Annotated in this window: 16 protein-coding genes; 9 read left to right on the forward strand and 7 right to left on the reverse strand. The window is 72.9% G+C overall.

The features are described 5' to 3' along the window. Window positions 1-82 precede the first annotated feature (82 nt). Window positions 83-1,654, forward strand: coding sequence for a PQQ-dependent sugar dehydrogenase (locus tag Pen02_RS05290; RefSeq protein ID WP_203864790.1), 1,572 nt, complete (start codon window positions 83-85; stop codon window positions 1,652-1,654). Between the two features lie 185 nt (window positions 1,655-1,839). On the opposite strand, the gene Pen02_RS05295 is transcribed toward Pen02_RS05290, so the two are convergent. Then, window positions 1,840-2,868, reverse strand: coding sequence for a GlxA family transcriptional regulator (locus Pen02_RS05295; RefSeq protein WP_239140106.1), 1,029 nt, complete (start codon window positions 2,866-2,868; stop codon window positions 1,840-1,842). 96 nt (window positions 2,869-2,964) lie between these two features. Here Pen02_RS05295 and Pen02_RS05300 point away from each other — a divergent pair, with 96 nt between their 5' ends. The 3 genes from Pen02_RS05300 to groEL all read left to right on the forward strand — a co-directional run bounded on the left by Pen02_RS05300 (window position 2,965) and on the right by groEL (window position 7,228). Beyond that, a complete protein-coding gene (locus Pen02_RS05300) occupies window positions 2,965-4,275 on the forward strand; it encodes an MFS transporter (RefSeq protein ID WP_239140108.1) in 1,311 nt (436 codons plus the stop codon). Window positions 4,276-4,398: 123 nt separating this feature from the next. After that, window positions 4,399-4,875 (forward strand): hypothetical protein, encoded by a 477-nt coding sequence (locus tag Pen02_RS05305; protein WP_203864793.1) that lies wholly within the window; start codon window positions 4,399-4,401, stop codon window positions 4,873-4,875. Then, window positions 4,865-7,228, forward strand: coding sequence for a chaperonin GroEL (gene groEL, locus Pen02_RS05310; protein ID WP_203864794.1), 2,364 nt, complete (start codon window positions 4,865-4,867; stop codon window positions 7,226-7,228). Before Pen02_RS05305 ends, groEL begins: the two co-directional genes overlap by 11 nt. A 91-nt stretch (window positions 7,229-7,319) precedes the next feature. Here groEL and Pen02_RS05315 read toward each other — a convergent pair whose 3' ends face one another. After that, window positions 7,320-7,859, reverse strand: coding sequence for a roadblock/LC7 domain-containing protein (locus Pen02_RS05315; protein ID WP_203864795.1), 540 nt, complete (start codon window positions 7,857-7,859; stop codon window positions 7,320-7,322). A gap of 644 nt (window positions 7,860-8,503) precedes the next feature. On the opposite strand from Pen02_RS05315, the gene Pen02_RS05320 reads away from it, so the two are divergent. The 3 genes from Pen02_RS05320 to Pen02_RS05330 all read left to right on the forward strand — a co-directional run bounded on the left by Pen02_RS05320 (window position 8,504) and on the right by Pen02_RS05330 (window position 11,884). Further along, window positions 8,504-9,001, forward strand: a complete 498-nt coding sequence (locus Pen02_RS05320; RefSeq protein WP_203864796.1) for a hypothetical protein — start codon at window positions 8,504-8,506, stop codon at window positions 8,999-9,001. A 192-nt stretch (window positions 9,002-9,193) separates the two neighbouring features. Further along, window positions 9,194-9,532, forward strand: a complete 339-nt coding sequence (locus tag Pen02_RS05325) for a MazG-like family protein (protein WP_203864797.1) — start codon at window positions 9,194-9,196, stop codon at window positions 9,530-9,532. Between the two features lie 1,179 nt (window positions 9,533-10,711). Further along, the gene (locus Pen02_RS05330; RefSeq protein WP_203864798.1) at window positions 10,712-11,884 is read left to right on the forward strand and encodes a hypothetical protein; all 1,173 of its coding nucleotides are present in this window, start codon (window positions 10,712-10,714) and stop codon (window positions 11,882-11,884) included. 182 nt (window positions 11,885-12,066) lie between these two features. On the opposite strand, the gene Pen02_RS05335 is transcribed toward Pen02_RS05330, so the two are convergent. From Pen02_RS05335 to Pen02_RS05355, 5 genes are all read right to left on the reverse strand, one after another. Continuing rightward, the gene (locus tag Pen02_RS05335; RefSeq protein WP_239140110.1) at window positions 12,067-12,699 is read right to left on the reverse strand and encodes a hypothetical protein; all 633 of its coding nucleotides are present in this window, start codon (window positions 12,697-12,699) and stop codon (window positions 12,067-12,069) included. Between the two features lie 146 nt (window positions 12,700-12,845). Further along, window positions 12,846-14,078 carry a serine hydrolase domain-containing protein gene (locus tag Pen02_RS05340; protein WP_203864799.1) on the reverse strand — a complete coding sequence of 411 codons (1,233 nt, stop codon included), beginning with the start codon at window positions 14,076-14,078 and terminating at the stop codon, window positions 12,846-12,848. A 96-nt stretch (window positions 14,079-14,174) separates the two neighbouring features. Then, window positions 14,175-15,197 carry a YqeB family protein gene (locus Pen02_RS05345; protein WP_203864800.1) on the reverse strand — a complete coding sequence of 341 codons (1,023 nt, stop codon included), beginning with the start codon at window positions 15,195-15,197 and terminating at the stop codon, window positions 14,175-14,177. A gap of 1 nt (window position 15,198) precedes the next feature. Next, window positions 15,199-16,038, reverse strand: a complete 840-nt coding sequence (locus Pen02_RS05350; RefSeq protein WP_203864801.1) for an ABC transporter permease — start codon at window positions 16,036-16,038, stop codon at window positions 15,199-15,201. Next, entirely contained in the window at window positions 16,035-16,934 is a 900-nt protein-coding gene (locus Pen02_RS05355) for an ABC transporter ATP-binding protein (RefSeq protein WP_203864802.1), read from the reverse strand. The genes Pen02_RS05350 and Pen02_RS05355 overlap by 4 nt, the downstream gene beginning before the upstream one ends. A gap of 130 nt (window positions 16,935-17,064) precedes the next feature. Here Pen02_RS05355 and Pen02_RS41555 point away from each other — a divergent pair, with 130 nt between their 5' ends. After that, complete coding sequence (locus Pen02_RS41555; protein ID WP_239140112.1) at window positions 17,065-18,480, forward strand: sensor histidine kinase; 1,416 nt, start codon at window positions 17,065-17,067, stop codon at window positions 18,478-18,480. Further along, on the forward strand, window positions 18,459-19,169 hold the full coding sequence (locus Pen02_RS05365; RefSeq protein ID WP_203864869.1) for a response regulator transcription factor: 711 nt from the start codon (window positions 18,459-18,461) through the stop codon (window positions 19,167-19,169). The genes Pen02_RS41555 and Pen02_RS05365 overlap by 22 nt, the downstream gene beginning before the upstream one ends. Window positions 19,170-19,181: the final 12 nt, after the last annotated feature.

Genomic DNA, 19,181 nt, shown 5'->3' on the forward strand with positions numbered 1-19,181 from the left:
TGGGAGCGTTCCCATGATGCGGGACGTCATGATCTAGCGATCGCTCGCAGCATTACCTTCCTGTTAACCGATGGGAGTAAATATGTTGCGACGTCAATCTGTCGGGCGTCTCTGCCTGGCCGGCGCGGCGGCCCTGATCGCTCCGCTCGTCGCGTTCGGCACCCCGCCCGCCGCCGGCCAGCCCGCCCCGGAGCGGGCCGCGGTGGCCGCGGTGCCGCCCCTGGACGAGCTCACCGTCAGCACCACCCAGGTCGCCTTCGGTCTCCAGCGACCGACCGCCATCTACGCCCCCGACGACGGCAGCGGCCGGCTGCTGATCGCCGAGAAGCAGGGCACGATCCGGGTCTACCACCCGGACACCGGGCTGGCCACCGCCCCACTGCTGGACATCAGGGACCGGGTCGACACCTCCGGCAACGAGCGCGGACTGCTCGGCCTGGTCACCACCTCGAACTTCAGCCAGACCCGGACCCTGTACGTCAGCTACACCGCCCTGCCCGACGGCGCCGTCACGCTCTCCCGGTTCACCCTGGGCACGGCCGGCCAGAACCCGATCCCGCCGACCGGGGAGCAGGTGATCCTGAGCCAGCCGCACTCCGAGTTCTCCAACCACAACGGCGGGCACGTGACCATCGGCCCGGACGGTTACCTCTACTGGGGCATCGGCGACGGCGGCGGCTCGGACGACGTACTCAACTCGGGGCAGAACCTGAACACCCTGCTCGGCAAGATCCTTCGGCTGGACGTCAGCCGTTCCTGCAACGGCCGGCCGTACTGCGTACCGGCGAACAACCCGTTCGTGAACACCGCGAACGCCCGGCCGGAGATCTGGGCGTACGGGCTGCGCAACCCGTGGAAGTTCTCGCACGATCTCGGCGGGGACGGCTCGCTCTGGATCGCCGACGTCGGCCAGGGCACCTTCGAGGAGATCGACAACGTGCCGGCGAACCAGGCCGGCGCCAACTTCGGCTGGTCCTGCCGGGAGGGTCCGCAGGTCTTCAACGCCGCCCGCTGCCAGACCGGCGCCCAGTACGTCGAGCCGGTCTACTCGTACCGCACCTCGACCGACGGCTGCGCCGTGATCGGCGGGTACGTCTACCGGGGCGACGAGTACGCCGACATCGCCGCCGGCACCTACCTGGCCACCGACTACTGCTCCGGTACGGCGTTCGTGGTCCGGCCGCCGGCCAGCACCGGTGGGGCGTACGCCACCCGGGCGCTGACCGAGCTGACCATCCAGCCGACCAGCCTCGGCCAGGACGCCAACGGTGAGCTGTACCTGGTCAACGACCTGCCGGGCCAACTACACAAGATCCAGTTCGGCACCACCGCCCCGCCGGCCGCCTGTCGGATCGCGTACCGGGTCGACCAGCAGTGGGGGACCGGCTTCAACGCCACCGTCACGGTGACCAACACCGGTACCCAGCCGGTCAGCGGCTGGACGGTGAGCTGGACCTGGCCCGCCGCACAGCGGGCCGGCTCGTTCTACAGCGCCCGGGGCAGCCAGTCCGGCGCGGTGGTGACCGCGCAGAACGCCAACTGGAACGGGAACATCCCGGCCGGCGGCACGGTCCAGTTCAGCTTCCTCGCCTCGAACACCGGCCCGAACCCGGCCCCGACCGCCTTCACCCTCAACGGCAACACCTGCGCCTGACCGCCTGCGCGGTCGACGGCACCACCTGTGCCGGACGGCCGGCAGTCCGGCCGCAGCAGCCGGGTCTGAGCGCCTGCACCCGAACGGCAACACGGTCGCCTGACCGCCGAAGCCCGCGATCCGGCGACCCCGGAGCCGGGAACCGGAATCCGGAGGGGCCCCGCCGCACCAGCGGGGCCCCTCCGCTACGCCTGCCCCGGCTCGCCGGTCCCGGCCTCCGCCCGGGGCGGCCGGAAGGTCCGGCGGTAGGCGGACGGGGGTACCCCGATCCGCTGGTGGAGCTGCTGCCGCAGGGTGGCGGCGGTGCCGAAGCCGGAGCGCCGGGCGACCTGGTCGACGCCGAGATCGGTGGTCTCCAGCAGCAGTCGGGCGTGGTCGGTGCGCTGCCGCAGCAGCCACTGCGCCGGACTGAGTCCGGTCTCCTCGCGGAAACGGCGGGTGAAGGTCCGTACGCTCATGCTCGCGTGCGCGGCCATCTGCGGCAGGGTCAGCGGCTCGTGCAGCCGGTGCTGGATCCAGTCCCGGGTCCGGCCGGTACCGCTGTCGGCCGCCTCCGGCAGCGGCCGTTCGATGTACTGCGACTGCCCGCCGTCCCGCCAGGACGGCACCACGCAGCGCCGGGCCGACCGGTTGGCCACCCCGCTGCCGTGGTCCCGCCGGATGACGTGCAGGCACAGGTCGAGTCCGGCCGCCACCCCGGCCGAGGTGAGCAGGTCGCCGTCGTCGACGAAGAGCACCTCCGGATCGAGCCGGACGGCCGGGTGGAACCGGCGGAACCGGTTGGCGTACGCCCAGTGCGTGGTGGCGGGTCGGCCGTCCAGCAGCCCGGCGGCGGCGAGTACGAACGCCCCGGTGCAGATGGACATGATGCGTACGCCCCGCTCGTGCGCCTGGCGCAGCGCCGCGCCGATCTCCGGGTCGACGGTGCCCTCGGTCAGCGCCGATCCGCCGTGTACCCCGGGCACCACGATGGTGTCGGCGTCGGCCAGGATCTCCAGCCCGTGCTCGGGCAGCACCTGGAAGCCGGCGCTGCTGCGTACCGGCAGTCCGCCGGGGGTGCAGACGTCGACCGCGTAGAAGTGCTGGTCCCGGGCGTCCCGGGCGGTGCCGAAGACCTGGGACGGGGTGCCGAGGTCGAGCCCGACCACCGAGTCGAGGGCGAGCACGACGACCCGGTGCGGCCGGGACGGTGCCGGCCGAGTGATGGTGGCCACACGCTGCTCCGTTCTCCCGTGCTGTTGGCCCAATTCTTGCGCATCATGGCTGTCCGGCCACTCGTCCGGGTCCCGGTCGGCCCGCAGACTCGTCGGGTGAGCCTTCGCCGCCTGCATCCCGCCTGGGTGGTGGCCGCCGTCGCGTTCGTCGCGCTGGTCGGCGCCGCCGGGTTCCGCGCTACCCCGTCCGTGCTGCTGCACCCGCTGCACGAGGAGTTCGGCTGGCCGCTGGCCACCATCTCCGTCGCGGTCTCGGTCAACCTGCTGCTGTTCGGGCTGACCGCGCCGTTCGCCGCCGCTCTGATGGACCGGTTCGGCATCCGGCGGGTGGTCGCCGCCGCGCTGACCCTGGTCGCCGCCGGCAGCGGGCTGACCGTCTTCATGCGTACCAGCGCGGAACTGATCCTCTGCTGGGGCGTACTGGTCGGGCTGGGTACCGGGTCGATGGCGCTCGCCTTCGTGGCCACGGTCACCGGGCGGTGGTTCGTGCACCGCCGGGGACTGGTCACCGGAGTGCTCACCGCCGGTGGGGCCGCCGGGCAACTCGTCTTCCTGCCGCTGCTGGCGAACCTGGTCGAGGCGTACGGGTGGCGCACTGCCGCGCTGGTGGTGGCCGGGTCGGCGCTGGCCGTCGTACCCCTGGTGGTGTGGCTGCTGCGGGACCACCCGGCGGATCTCGGCCTGCCGCCGTACGGCGCGACCGAGGTCGTGCCGGCACCGCCCCGGACCGGCGGCGCGGCCTCCCGGGCGGTACGCGCGCTCCGCACGGCGGCCCGGACCCCGGCGTTCTGGCTGCTCGCCGGAGGTTTCGCGATCTGTGGCGCCTCGACGAACGGCCTGGTCGGCACACACTTCATCCCGGCCGCGCACGACCACGGGATGACCGAGACCACCGCCGCCGGCCTGCTCGCCCTGGTCGGGCTCTTCGACATCGCCGGCACCGTGGCGTCGGGCTGGCTGACCGACCGGTTCGACAGCCGGGTGCTGCTGGCGGTCTACTACGCGCTGCGCGGGGCGTCGCTGTTGGTGCTGCCGAGCCTCTTCGCCGACTCGCTGCGGCCGAACATGCTGGTCTTCGTGATCTTCTACGGGCTGGACTGGATCGCCACCGTCCCGCCGACGGTCGCGCTCTGTCGGGAGTACTTCGGGGCCGACGCCGCCGTGGTGTTCGGCTGGGTCTTCGCCGCGCACCAGGTCGGCGCGGCGATCGCCGCCACCGGCGCCGGGCTGGTCCGGGACCAGCTCGGCAACTACGACCTGGCCTGGTACGCCGCCGGAGCGCTCTGCGCCGTCGCGGCGGTCTTCTCGATCCTGTTGCGGCGCCGCCCCGGCCGGACCACAGAGCCGGCCGCCCCGGCTGCCCCGCTCGCCGGCCGCTCCGAGGCGGCGGCAGCACCGGCCGGCTGACCGGTCGCCGGCAGCACCCGAAGTCACTCCCGTCTGCCGACGGCGGGTAGGTTGTCGGCAGGCTGACCGGGCAGTGTCGGCAACCCGACAGGTAATTACTCATAGTTACGACACCATTACTCTATGAATGGTGGTCCGCTCACTCTGGTGGTTTCCGGGCCGGTTCCCGGCAGCGCGCGTGGCGACGCGGAATCCGCCTCCGCGCTGGCCCGGGAACTGCACACCCGGACGATCCTGCACGTCGCCCGGCCCGGTGTCGACGACCCGGCCCCACCGTTCAGCCCTGACGAGCGATCCGAACCCGACGAACAGCAGGCCGAACCCGGCGGCTCCGGCACCAGCCTGCTCGGCCGCAAGGGCGGCGGCGTCGGCTCCATGGCCGAACTGGTGGTCACCGGCCTCTTCTCGGCCACCACCGTCGCCGCGCTCGCCCAGGTCGCGGTCGCCTTCGTCGCGCGCGGCGCCGCCCGCCGGATCACCCTCCGGGACGGCCGGCGCACCCTGACCATCACCGCGCCCAGCGAGGACACCGAGCAGATGGTGGTCGAGTGGCTCGGCGTACCACCGACGCAGAGCGGCACCGGCTCCGGTGCGGATTAACCCGCCGGCCGGCCGTTACGCGCTGCTCGTCGCCGTCGGCGAGTACGACGACCCGTCGCTGGACCAACTCCGGGCCCCGGAGCAGGACGTGGATCGGCTGGCGGCGGTGCTGGAGGACCCCTCGGTGGGCAACTTCACCGTCCGTACCCTCCAGGACGCACCCGACCACGAGGTGCGCCGGGAGATCGAGGACCTGCTCACCGACCGGGTCAACGACGACCTGGTGCTGCTCTACTTCTCCTGCCACGGCATCGTCGACCCGTTCCACCGGCTCTACTTCGCGGCGGCCAACACCGTCCGGACCAGGCCGGCCAGCACCGCCATCTCCCGCTCCTTCGTCAACGAGCAACTGGAGGCGTGCCGGGCCGCCGCCAAGGTCCTGGTACTGGACTGCTGCTTCGCGGGCGCGTTCGCCGAGGGCTTCAAGGGAGCGCCGCAGGGTGCGCTGGACGGCCAGGTCGGTCGGGGGTACGTGGTGATCAGCGCCTGCGACAGCTACGAGTACGCCTTCGAGTCCGACGGCCTGGTCGAGTCCGCCCCGCGCGGCTCGATCTTCACCGACGTACTGCTGGAAGGGCTGGCCACCGGCGGTGCCGACCTGGACGGCGACGGGCGGGTCGGGGTCGACGAGCTGTTCCGGTACGTGCACGACGGGGTGGTCCGTCGCCGGCCGGACCAGAAGCCGAAGTGGAGCGCGTACAACGCCGAGCCGCACATCTACCTGGCCACCGTCCCGCCGACGGCCACTCCGGCCGGCGATGCCGGGGAGGGTCCGGGCAGGGCGGTCACGGCGGCGACCGGCGCCGTAGTACCCCGGCCCACCAACTACAACCGGCACCAGGCGATCGTGGCGCGCGGTTTCCGGGCCGGCGCCGACCTGGTCCGGCGTACCTTCGGGCCGCTCGGCCGGCGGGTGCTGGTCGAGGACGCCTCCGGCGCGTACCACGAGTTGGCCGACGCGGCGAGCGTGGTCCGGCTGTTCACCGCGTACGACACCCGGGACGCGATCGGCGCCAGCTACGTCCGGGAACTGGTCGAGGGGGTACGGCACCGGGTCGGCGACGGCGCGACCACCACCGTGGTACTCGCCCAGGCCATGCTGGACGGTGCCTCGGCGGCGCTGCGGGCCGGCGCCAACCCGGTGGCGCTGTGCCGGGGCATTGAGTCGGCCGCCCTGGCGGTCCTCGCCGAGCTGGGCGACCTGGCGGTGCCGGTGGAGACGAAGGAACAGCTCAAGATGGTCTCCACGATCGCCTCCGGCGACGAGGTGATCGGCGACCTGCTGGCCACCGCGATGGAACGGGTCGGCAAGGACGGCGTGGTGATCGTCGAGGAGAGCAACCTCTTCGGGCTCGAACTCGAACTCACCCGGGGTACGCGGGTGCCGGCCGGACACGTCTCGCCGTACTTCGTGACCGATCCGGAGGAGGCCGAGGCGGTACTCGACGAACCGTCGATCCTCATCGTCGACCAGCGGCTCTCCGCCGTACCGGAGTTGCAGCCGCTGCTGGACGAGGTCGGCCGGTCCGGTCGGCCGCTGGCGGTCTTCGCCCGGGACGTCCGGGACGCCGCCCTGACCGCGCTGATCGTGGGCAAGATGCGGCACACCCTCAACTCGGTGGCGGTTCGGTTGCCCTGGCCGGACGAGGAACGCTGCACCGTGATGGCGGACCTGGCACTGCTCACCGGGGCGCAGGTGGTCGGCGACGCCGACGGCGGGCTGGCCGCCGCCACCGCCCGGGTGCTGGGCGGCGCCCGCAAGGTGATCACCACCCGCCGGGACACCACAGTGGTGGACGGGGCCGGCGACCCGGACCTCGCCCGGCGCCGGGTGCAGGGGCTGCGGGCCGAACTGGACCGGCAGGCGGCCGGACGCGACCGGGAACTGCTGCGGGAACGGCTGGCCCGGCTCGGTGGCGGTGTGGCGGTGATCCGGGTGGGCGAGTCGACCGAGGGGCAGCTCAAGAAGCGCAAGCGGCAGATCGACGACGCGGTACGCAACGCGAAGGCGGCCGTCGAGTGGGGACTGGTGCCGGGCGGCGGTGCGGCGCTGCTCACCGTCGCTGCCCGGATCGGCGCCCGGCTGCCGCCCGGTGGCGACGAGGCGCTCGGGTACGCGGTGGTGGTCGACGCGCTGGTCTCGCCGTACGAGGAGTTGATGCGCAACGCGGGGCGGAATCCGCTGGCCGGCCCGGCCGACCTGTACCGCCGTGGACCCGAGGTCACCTTCGACGTGGTCGCCGGGACGTACGTCACCGCGCTGGACGCCGGCATCGTCGACGCCGCCGCGACGCTGCGCCAGGCGGTGACCGCCGCGGCCGGGGTGGTGACCAGGTACCTGATGATCGGCTGACCGCCCACTGCCGGGTCGACAGGGCGAGGCGGGCGGGGATTGGCGGGTGGCCGGTGCCGGGCAAGCCCGGCACCGGCCCCAGCCCATGCTGCTACGTGGTGCCGCCGACGTGCAGCAGGTCAGCGAGCCGTTCCGCGACCGGTCCCGCCTCCAGGTGCAGCCACGACACGTTCAACCGGTCGTCGCCGAGTACGGCGAGCAGTACCTCGTCGCTCACTCCGTACACCGTGAAGTAGCCCTGGTGGCTGTGGACCGTCAGTTCGCGCAGTGGCCCCTGTTGGAGGGTCAGGCCGCACTGCCGCCCGAGCCCGAAGGTGGTCGCCGCGAGCGCGGCGAGGTCGAGCGGTTCCGGCCCGGCGGTGAGATCGTGTCCGAGCAGCCGCCCGTCGATGCCCGCCAGCACCGTCCCGCGTACGCCCGGCACCCGGTCGCGGAGCACGCCCAACTCGGCGTGTACGGCCGACTGCCCGGGGCGGTGCCGGCCACCGCCTCCGGCGACCGGAACCGGCTGGTCGAGGAGTTCTTCCGGCACCGCCTCGTCGCCCCCGCTCTCCAGCCGGGCGCCCGGGTGACGCCGGGGCAGCGGGGTGTCGAACCCGCTTCTGGCGTCCTGGAACTCGGTCACCGTCATCACCGCTCCTCTACCTGGCGCGCGTGGCGTGGGGTGGATGCGAGGTCAGCCTGGGGGCAGGCCGGAGCAGCAGGGCGGAACGATTCCGTGCCCGCGCGGAAACTCAGCAGCCGGATCAGGTGGTGGTTCGCCACTGACAGCGCCTCCATTCTTGGTGTGAACGTCACTGCCCGTAGTGCCGTCAACGCAAGGCGGCGGGTTGGGGCGGCGGCCGGTCTGACGCGCGAGTTGCTCTTGCGGAAGGTTCGCATGCCGGGGTGCAAGTTGCATCTCGCGAGACAGGTATTTGTCTGTGCAGCTAACTTACTGTTGACCCGTCCGCGATGGAACAGGGCGATACGACCGATGTTACGCGGCATGGGGGGTGGTTCTACGCATCACGTCACTGCGCACAGTAACCAAAACGGAGTGTGATTGCACGTGGCGTCTGCAAACCGCAAATGCACGTGCGCTTCCCAGGTCACCGCAGGGTGCGAGTGGACGGCATCGAGGGGCTGTGTCAGAGTGCAAGGCGAGACATTCACGAACACAACTTTTTGATGCGCTGACACGGGGAGAAGCGCGGTGTTGCCCAGCACGGTCCGACGTGGAACGGGTGAGCGACGTTGATACCGCTCGGAGCGGGGTCGCTACTCGAATACCGGGTGACCGACGCGATGTGGGTCTGCGCGGGGGTCGTACGCGTGGCCCGGTTCTTCTTCGCCCTGACCGACCCCGATCCGCCGCCGCGCTGGCACTGGCAGGCCAACACCCGGGACAACGGCCTGGTCGGGGTGACCGACGGGGCGCTGCTGGTGCGTACCGGCTGCCGCAGCGGGTGGGTCGACCTGACCGTCGAGCTGCGTGTCGAACGACCGGCGGCGGCGACCTCCGGTTGGGACGAGGTGGTCGAGGTCTCCTACCGTTCCGCCGTCGGCCAGTCGCACGTCCGGTCGGCCCGAGGTGGTGGCACCGACTTCCCCCGGATCAGCTTCCGGGGACCGGGCAACTACCGGATTCGGGTGCACGCCCGGGGTAGGCACGGCCCGGCCGGCCGGACCCTCGCCGGCCGGACCGTCGACGACCGGGCGGAGGAGTACCTGTGCCAGGTCTGGCCGGCACCGGCCGGCCGTACCGAGATCCTCCGGCGCGCCGAGGGCTGACCGTCCCGTTCCGACGCATCGACGTCCGGTCCCGACGGTTGACGTGGAGTCCCGGTCCCGCCGCTCCGCGTCCCGTCCCGGCGCCTCGGCGTCCGGTCCCGCCGGTTGACGTCCCGTCCCGCTCCGGCGGCCGAGCAGCGGGTCGGCGTGCGGCTCGGTTCGCCGGCCGGTCCGCCCGGATACCGTGGGGCGGTGACTGATCCCACCTGGACGGCCGTCCGCGCCGCCCGTGCCTGGCTGGACCGGGCGAACGGCACCGACCCGGCCGAGCTGACCTGCCGGATTCTCAAGGTCACCGAGGAGGCCGGCGAGGCGGCCGGGGCGTGGATCGGGCTGGTCGGCCAGAATCCCCGCAAGGGCGTCACGCACAGCCTCGGCGACGTGGCCGACGAACTGGCCGATGTGGCGCTGACCGCCCTGGTCGCGATCGAGAGCCTGGATCTCGACGCCCGTCAGGTGCTGGACGACCGAGCCGCCCGGGTGCACGCCAGGCTCCGGGAGACCCTGCCGGCGACCGAAGTCCGGTCCTGAACCGGCAGCCGGTTTCGGAACAGCCGGACGGATTGTCCGACAGCGGGACCGGGAACGACGACATGCTTCGCTGGTCGGTCCGCCGCGCGACCCGACGCTGGCGGGCCGCCCTCCGCCGGCGTGGCGGTGGACTGGTGGAGGGTCGGCCATCGGCGGCACGTCGCCCGGTGGCCGACCCCGCCGAGGCCCCGGGGCGGGTGCCCGCAGCACGGCCGTCACCTTCCCCCGTAGATGACGGCCGGCCCAGCCCGCCCCGGAGCCAACCCTCTCGAAGGGGGCGGCGCGCCGCCCGCACGCGGCGGATCGCCGGCTGACCCGAATCTCCACCGGCCCGGCTCGATGTCGCGGCGCTGTACCACCACTCCCATGCCGAGACCGCACGATTGTGGATCGCCGCCGAGGATTCGTGTTCGTACCCTGCCGTCCCGTTCCGCATGTACCCTGCGGTCCCGTTCCGCGTGCGCCATGCCGTCCCGTTCCGCAGCGTCCGGTCGGAGATAGGTGCCCCGGGCATCGATGCGCCCCTGCACACCGTGCCGTTCGGGTCACGCATCGTGTCATAACAGATCGTCAACGGTCGCCGGGAGCGTTGCCGGAGGGCGTACGGTCACCAGGAGGTCAAGGTTTGGTTATTGAGGATATCCAGCAGGTCCGTCCGTGCTATACCGTGACCGAGTGAGAGTCGAGCGGCACTGGTGGAACGGCGATCGGGGTCCGCGCTCACGGCGCGACGTCTACATTCGTACGGATGGGCAGCGATGGGAAGTCGAGGCCCAGGTTGGTGGCGCCCAAGGGCGCTCGAAGGTGCAGCAGTGCCCGGGTGAGGCGTCCGCGCGCATTCTGGCGGACGCCTGGCTGGGCGGACGTCCGGGGTGGCGCGAGATGGTGCTCTGAGCCGACCGCTGTCCGGCGCGGTCGCACGGAGCCGTCTCGCCGCTCGCTACGTCGAGCTTCCTGAGATGGTGTCGAACCGAGGGTGATTCCGGCCCTCGGGTCGGTCTCGTGCGCCCGGCCGGGCGGCGGAAGGGCCCCGTTACCGGAACCCGTCCCGGTGGCCAAGGCACTTTCCGCGATCTGCCAAAGGAATTGTGTGCTGTTACGTCACCCGGTTGCGTCAAGTTACCATTTAGACACTCATGGTGATCAATGTCTTGATGTCGATCAGCGGGGTGAGGGTTCGTGGCGCGGGACCTTGACGGGCGATCGGGTGGATTCGGGCGGCGGTTCGGGGATCTCGACCGCAGCCTGCTGCTGCACTGCCGGACCAGCCAGGTCACCCAGGCGGCCGAGACGGCCGGCCGGGCCGGTGGCGGCCTGGTCGTCACCGCCGACCGGGGCAACCTGCGCGGCTGCCTGGGCCGGGCCCGGCACCTGCGGGAGGTGGACCACTACCGGCGTCCGGTGCTGCTCGACGCGGCCCGGTACGTCGGCGACGCCCGGCTGCCCGCCGCCGCCCCGTTCGACCAGCGGTGGATCGACTGCCAGCGGGATCTCGGGCTGCCGGTACTGACCGACTCCGGCTACCTGGCCCGGGACGACACCGCCGGACTGGCCGGGATCCTCGAACGGGCCGCCCGACTCGGCGACGCCATCGCGCTGCTGCCGATGCACCCGTCCTGGCTCGCCGACCGGATCGCCCGACAGACCCTGATCCGGTACGTCGCGGCGGTCGGCGTACCGGTCGCGGTTGTGGTCGAGGAGTCGGCCAACCCCTTCACCCCGGCCAGTACGGTGCCCGGGCTGCTCCAGCTTCTCGGCTGCGGGGTACCGGTGCTGGTTCTCCGGGCCGACCTGCCGGCGCTCGGGATGCTCTGCTCCGGGGCGACCGCCGTGGCGATCGGTACCGAGCCCGCACTACGCCGTCTCGACCCCCGCCGACCCGCCCGGTACCGGCCGCCGACCGGGGTACCCCGCCCGTCGGTGCTGGTGCGGCAGTGCCTGTCGTACGCGCCGCTGGCGGAGATCGAGACGACCATGCGCCGGTACCCGGACAACGGCATGTGGGACTGCGGCTGCGCCACCTGTGCGGGACGGGGCCTGGGCTGGCTGGTGGACCGGCCGGACGGCGAGCGGGGCAGGACGGCGTTCCGGCACTCCGTCGACGTCCTGCTCGACCTGCGCGCCGAGCTGACCGGGCCGTCCGTGCAGCTCAACGAGTGGAGCTGGCGGGCCCGCTGCGCCGCCGCCGCGTCCCGGCGGCGCGAGGTGGGCTGGGATCTGCTGCCCATGTTGGACCACTGGCAGGAGGCGATCGCGCCGCCGACCACGTCCCGGATGCCCGCCCCGACCTCCCGCCGGGCCGGCGGGTCGAGCCGGTTCTCCCGGGCGACCACCCCCCGATCGGCGGCCTGACCAGGGCAGATGGGCACTCCCGCCGCTCGCCCGGTTCATGCCGGCGCTGACGGTCCGACTCTTCCGCTCCGCCCACCCGAAACCAGGCCAGCGCCGGGTGCGCCGCTCGCCCGGAATCAGGCCAGCGCCGGGTGCGCCGCTCGCCCGGAATCAGGTCCGGGTCGGGTGCGCCGTTCGCCGAGTCAGGCCAGGGCCATCCGGGCCCACCGGCTGGGGCTGAGCGTGAGTACCCGGAACGGACAGTTCCGGTCGGTCAGCAGGGTGTACGCCTCGATCGCCCGCTCGGCCGCGTCCTGGGCCTGCTCGGCCGGGGTCATCCCGCGGCCCCGGTTGCGGAACAGTGCGCCGTAGAAGGCGGAACAGAAGACGCCGCTCTCGTGCCAGCCGATCTGTGCCGAGGTGCCGATGTAGGTGACCTCGTCCTGAAGGCAGTCCCGGACCGCCTTCTGCCAGGCACCCGTACCGGTCCGGCAGCCGTCGGCGAGGATCGCGTGCGCCGAGATGCCCCGGCCCCGGGCCGCCGCCTCCTCGCCCAGCGCCTCCAGCGAGATCTTGGTGCGGCCGTCGCTGCTGGCGAAGGTGGGCGTACTGCTGTGGTCGCCGTGCGCCATCACGTGCAGCACGTCGCAGGAGGCGGTGAACGCGGTCAGCACCGTGTCCGGGTCCCGGGACCGGACGAAGTCGATGTCGACGACCGGCTGCTGGTGCTCGGCGTTGATGTTCTGCAAGGTGGACTGGACGAACGTCATCGCCGCGTCGAACGACGAGTCGAGCCCGATGTCCAGCAGACTCACCCGCTTCGCCCTCATCACCATGGCGAACCTCCCCCGGATGCGATCATTCACGCTACCCCGGCCACGCCAGCGCCGCCGGCCCGGCGAAGACGGCCCGACCCACCCCTCTGGACGGCGCCGACCGCCCGGCGGGCAGGGCGGGCGCACCCGACCCGGTGACGACGACGTCAGTCGACCAGGGCGGCGTAGACGAGCTGGCGTAGCTCCGCGCGCAGCGGATAGGTGCTGGACGGTACGAGCTGGGTGAACAGCAGCGTGGTGATCTCGTCGACCGGGTCGACCCAGAACGCCGTACTCGCCATGCCGCCCCAGTAGAACTCGCCCGCGTTGCTCGGCGTCCGGCTCGGCACCGGATCCTGCACCACGGCGAAGCCGAGCCCGAAGCCGATCCCGTCGAACGTGGTCTCGGCGAACCCGCCGGTGGAGAGCCGCCCCAGGTCCTGGCCGCCCGGCAGGTGGTTGCGGGTCATGAACCGGACCGTGCGCGGACCGAGCAGGCGTACCCCGTCGAGTTCACCGCCACGGAGCAGGAACTGGGTGAACCGGTGGTAGTCGGCCGCCGTGGAGAGCAGCCCGCCGCCGCCGGAGAGCAGCGCCGGCTTCTTCAGCGCCAGCGTGCCGACCTGGTCGTACCGGACCGCCTGACCGGTCTGCGGGTGTACGGCGTAGCAGGCGGCCAGCCGGTCGGCGTCGGCACCCTCGGCCCACCAGCCGGTGTCGGTCATGCCGAGCGGTGTGAAGATCCGCTCGGTGAAGAACGTGTCCAGCGACTGGCCGGAGACCACCTCGACCAGCCGACCGAGCACGTCGGTGGCGACCGAGTAGCCCCAGGCCGTGCCGGGCTGGAAGAGCAGCGGCAGCCGGGCCAGCCCCTCGGTGGCGGCGGCCAGGTCGAAGTGCGACGGCGGGTAGAGGTCGTAACCGGCGGCCCGGTACATCCCGTCGACCACCGAGGTCTGGAGGAAGCCGTACGTCAGCCCGGCGGTGTGGGTGAGCAGGTGCCAGACCCGGATCGGCTCGACCGCCGGCACCGTGTACGGCTTGAGCGCCGACCCCCGGTCGTAGACCCGTACGTCGGCGAACTCCGGCAGCCACCGGCTGATCTCGTCGGTGAGCTGGAGCCGCCCCTCCTCCCAGAGCATCATCGCGGCGACCGAGGTGATCGGCTTCGTCATCGAGTAGATCCGCCAGAGGGTGTCCGGCTCCACCGGCAGCCCGGCCTCCCGGTCCCGCGCCCCGTACGTCGAGGCGTGCGCGATCTCGCCGCGCCGGGTCACCACGATCTGCCAACCGGCGAGCTGTCCCGCGTCGACGTACCGGGCGAAGTGGTCGTCGACGCGGGACAGCCTCGCCGGGTCGAAGCCGACCTGGTCGGGGTCGACGCTGCGCTGGAGGCTCATTCGGCGAACCCTACTGCCGGGTCGGAAAGGGCGGCAACGACCGCCGCCTGTCGGACACGGCACATCGCACTCCCGGGTCGGTGCCGCCGCCCCAGGTCAGCCCCGGTCCCCGCCTTCCACCCGACCGTCCGAGGTGTTCGGGGTCCGGCCGGTCGACGCACCCGGAGACTCGCCGGTCGACGCGCCCGAGGACTCATCGTCCGGCCCGTTCCCGGCAGTGCCGACCGGTCGGGTCCGCCGCCAGTGCTGCCGCTTGCCCTCCTCCCGGACCACCACACCGAGCCGGAGCAACTCGGCCCGCAACTCGGCCAGGTCGGGCTTGTCGCCCTTGTCCAGTGCCCGCTGCCGGGCCTTGAGCAGCCCGTTCGCCCCGGCCGGCAGCGCCGGGTCGCGGTCCGTCCAGCGCCGGAAGTCCGCGCCGTACGGGTCGCCGTCGGCGTACCAGCGGTAGCCGTGCGCCTCGAAGGCGGCCCCGAGCCGGTCGGCCGGCAGGCCGGTACGCTCCCGGGCCAGTTCCTCGGCGGCGCGGCCGAGCAGCACGAGCCGCTTGCTGTCCCAGAACGCCCCGGTGATCTCGGTCCGGTCGACCCGTCGGGTGGCGTCGCCCCGGACCAGCGTCACCCCGTCCCCGGCGACGGTGACGGCCAGCCGCTCGGCGGCGGCGATGCCGGCGACGAGCAACCCGCCCAGCGTGCCGAGGAGCAGCGCGCCACCGGTCGCCCACGGCTCGTCCACGGCGTCGATCAGCTTGAACGGGCCGCGCATCGGGATCCAGCGCAGCGACGCGATCCAGCCCGCCGAGGCTTGGACCAGCCAGAACAGGGCGGCGCCGAGTACCGGAGCGAGCAGCCAGACCAGCGCCACGTGGCTGGCCGGCTCGGCCACCACGGTCGGGGCGCCGGAGGCCGCAGCCCGGGAGTCACCGGACGTGCCGCCCCGGGAATCACCGGACGTGGCGTGCCGGGAGTCACCGGACGTGCCGTGCCGGGAGTCACCGGACGTGGCGTGCCGAGAGTCACCAGGCGTGCCGTGCCGGGCGGCACCGGAGGTCGCGCTCCCGGTGGCGTCGGGTGTCGGGGGGCGGGTGCGGTCCGGCGGGGTCGGGTCGGCGGCGGTCATCTCAGGACACCTCCCGGCGTACGGTCCGGACCAGGCCGGCGACCAGCGGCAGCACGACCCAGACCGTGACCGAGACGCCGAGCCGGGCCCACTGGCCGCCGTCCAGATCACCCGGGTTCGGCGGCTCGACCAGTGCGGCGGTGGTGAGCCCGGTGTCCAGCCACTCGGCGGCCCGGTGCAGTCGCTCGATCATGGCGCCCAGTGTGGACCAGGCGATCGGCAGCACCAGGGAGAGCACGATGGCCAGCGGGGTGTTCTGGAACAGCAGGCCGAACGCGATGCCCAGGGCCACGTTGACCACCTGGAAGACCGCCGCGCCGACCAACGCCGACGCGTCTGTCGACCAGGCCCCGCCGTCGCCGGTCAGCCCGGCCAGTACGGTGCCGAGGGCCGCCGTCGCCAGGCTGGTGAGTACCGAGAGCAGTGCCGCGACCACTCCGGCGCCGACCTTCGCGAGGACCACCCGGTGCCGCTGCGGTACCAGGGCGAAGGTGGTGAGCAGGGTGCGCTGGGAGAACTCGCTGGTGACCAGCAGGATGCCGAGGATCGGCAGCAGGATGCCCATCGGGATCTGGGCGAGCGCGAAGAAGTTCTCGAACCGCTGGTCCGGGTCCGGGGCGGTGAACAGCATTACGGCCACGATGACCGCCGAGGCCAGAGCGATGGTGATCAGCAGCCAGTAGCCGGCCCGGGTGTCGGCGAGCTTGCGCAGCTCGACCAGGGTCAGCCGGAGCAGTGTCGGCCGGGCGTACGGGTCCGGCCGGTGGCCGTCCATTCCGGGGGCCCGGTCGGCGGCCGGTGGCGACCCGGTGCGGGTACGCGGGGTGGCGTCGGTGGTCATTTCACGGCCTCCCGTACGGAGTCGCCAGCGGTCAGGGCCAGGAACATCTGCTCCAGCCCGGCGCTCTCCGCCGGTCGGAGTTCCAGCAGCGCGACGCGGGCGTCGGCGGTGGCCTGCCCGACGTCCCCGGGATCGGCTGCGACCAGCAGCCCGCCGTCGGTGCTGGACCGCACCGGCAGCCCGGCCCGGTCCAGGGCGGCCCGCAGCGCCTCCGGGTCGCGGGCGCGGACCAGCGTGCCCGCCCCGGCCAGCAGCTCGTCCCTGGTGCCCTGCGCGACCACCCGGCCGGCGCCGATCACCACCAGCCGGTCCGCCACCGCCTCGACCTCGCGGAGCAGGTGCGAGGAGAGCAGCACCGTGCCGCCCCGGTCGGCGAAGTCGCGCAGCAGGCCGCGCATCCAGTAGATGCCCTCCGGGTCGAGGCCGTTCGCCGGCTCGTCGAGGATCAGCACCCGGGGGTCGCCGAGCAGCGCCTGGGCCAGGCCGAGCCGCTGACGCATGCCCAACGAGTACGCCCGGACCCGCCGCCGGGCCGCGACCGCGTTCAACCCGACCTGGTCGAGGCACTCGTCGACCCGCTGCCGGGACACCCCCATCGTCCGGGCCGAGAGCGTCAACGTCTCCCGACCGGTCCGGCCCGGGTGCTGGGCACCGGCGTCGAGCAGCAGTCCGACCCGCCGGCCCGGGTTCGGCAGCCGGCGGTAGTCGACGTCCTCCACCGTGGCGGTGCCGGCGGTCGGCGGGGTGAAGCCGCAGATCATCCGCATCGTGGTGGACTTGCCGGCCCCGTTCGGGCCCAGGAACCCGGTCACCGTGCCCGGTTCGCAATTGAACGAGACGTCGTCGACCGCCGTGTGCCGGCCGTACCGTTTCGTCAGGTGTGCGACGGTAATCATGGAGTCGAGCGTGCCGGGGCCGGCCGGTCCGGCGCTGCGGTCCACCGGCCATGCTCCGCGACCTTCGGCTACTTCCGGACGTCGACTTTGGTCGGTGTCCGGTGCCGGTGCGGGTTCGTACCCTTGGGTGATGACTGGTGCGCCGGCCCGCCCCGAGCATCCCTGGCTGCTGCCGGCCACCCTGACCGCCGATCTCGCCCCCGGCCCGCGCCGCCCCCGCCGGTCGACCCGGGACTGGGTCGTCGACACGCTCTGCTTCCTGATCGGTGGCGGCTACGCGTTCGTCGCCTTCTGGGACGTGCTCCGACCGCAGCCGACGCTGGTGGCGGACCAGGCCGACTCCGAGCTGGCGGTCGTGATCGACGGGGTACTCACCACCGCGCTCTGCCTCGCGCTCTGGGTACGCCGCCGCTGGCCGGTGGCGCTGGCCGTCGCCGCACTGCCGGTGGCGCTCTTCTCCACCCCGTCCGGGCTCACCACGCTGATCATCCTGCTGACGGTGGTGGTGCACCGCCCGCTGTCGGTGGCCGGCCCGCTGCTCGTGGCCCACCTCGGCATCGCGGTGCTGTACGAGTACCGCAATCCCGATCCGACCGACGGGCCGTGGGTGGGGATGGTGCTCAGCGGGGTACTGACCGCGTCGACGTTGGCCTGGGGGATGTTCATCCGGGCCCGGCGGCAGTTGGTGCTCTCCTGGCGGGACCGGGCGTACCGGGCCGAGGCCGAACAGCGGCTGCGGGTCGAGGCGGCCCGACGGCTGGAGCGGACCAGGATCGCCCGGGAGATGCACGACGTGCTGGCGCACCGGATCTCGCTGCTCAGCCTGCACGCCGGGGCGCTGGAGTTCCGGCCGAACGCGCCGCCGGAGGAGATCGCCCGGGCGGCCGGGGTGATCAGGACCAGCGCACACCAGGCGTTGCAGGACCTGCGCGAGGTGATCAGCGTGCTCCGGGAGGACCCGGAGGAGGGCGCGGCGGCGGAACCCGAGCCGCCGGTCGAGCCGCCGCCGGTCTCCACCGGGTGGGGGTCGGGCGGCACGGCGTACCCGCCGGATCCGCCGTACCCGGCGGTGCCGCTGCCGTCGACCGGGGACTCGGCCGGGGAGTCGGCCGTAGCGGTGCCGCCGCCCCGGACGCCGGAACGGCCGCAGCCGACCCTGGGCGACCTGCCGGCGCTGGTCGCCGAGTCCCGGGAGGCGGGAATGCGGGTGGACCTGCGTACCGAGTTGACAGGTGCGGAGACGGCGCCGGCCGGGGTCGGGCGGGGTGCGTACCGGATCGTGCAGGAGGGGCTGACCAACGCCCGCAAGCACGCCCCGGGGACCAGTGTGCTGGTGACCGCGCGGGGGCGGCCGGGGTTGGGGCTCAGTGTCGAGGTGCGCAACCGGTGGCCGGTCGGCCAGCCGGCCGGGCCCCGGATTCCGGGTACCGGCACCGGACTGGTCGGGCTGACCGAGCGGACCGCGCTGCTCGGCGGGTGGCTGGAGCACGGGCGTACCGACACGGGTGACTTCCGGCTGGCGGCCTGGCTACCGTGGCCACCGTGAGCGGAGCGGACACCGAACCGGTACGGGTGTTGATCGTCGACGACGACGCGCTGGTCCGGGCCGGCCTGTCGATGATCCTCGGCGGAGTGCCCGAGCTGCGGGTGGTCGGCGAGGTGGCGGACGGCAGCGAGGTGCTGGCGGCGGTCGAGGCGTACCGGCCGGACGTGGTGCTGATGGACATCCGGATGCCCCGGATGGACGGGCTGGCCGCCACCGAGGCGCTGCGTCGACTTCAGCACCCGCCCGAGGTGCTGGTGCTGACCACCTTCGACGTCGACGAGTACGTGCTGCGGGCGTTGCGGGCCGGTGCCGGTGGCTTCCTGCTCAAGGACACCCCGCCGGTCGAGATCGTGGCGGCGATCGGGCGGGTCGCGGCCGGCGAGGCGACGCTCTCCCCGACCGTCACCCGCAAGCTCATCGCGCACGTGACCGGTTCGGCAGGTACGCCCGCCCGGCGGGACGCCGACCTGCGGCGGGACCGGGCGGTACGGCTGCTCGCCGGGCTCAGCGACCGGGAGCGGGAGGTGGCGGTGGCGATCGGGCGGGGCTGGTCCAACGCGGAGATCTCCGCCGCGCTGTTCATGAGCGTGGCCACCGTGAAGGCGTACGTCTCCCGGCTGTTGACCAAACTGGAGCTGACCAACCGGGTCCAGGTGGCCCTGCTGGTGCACGACGCCGACCTGGTCTGAGTACCTCCGGGG

It is taken from the genome of Plantactinospora endophytica (assembly GCF_016862915.1).
GTDB lineage: Bacteria > Actinomycetota > Actinomycetes > Mycobacteriales > Micromonosporaceae > Plantactinospora > Plantactinospora endophytica.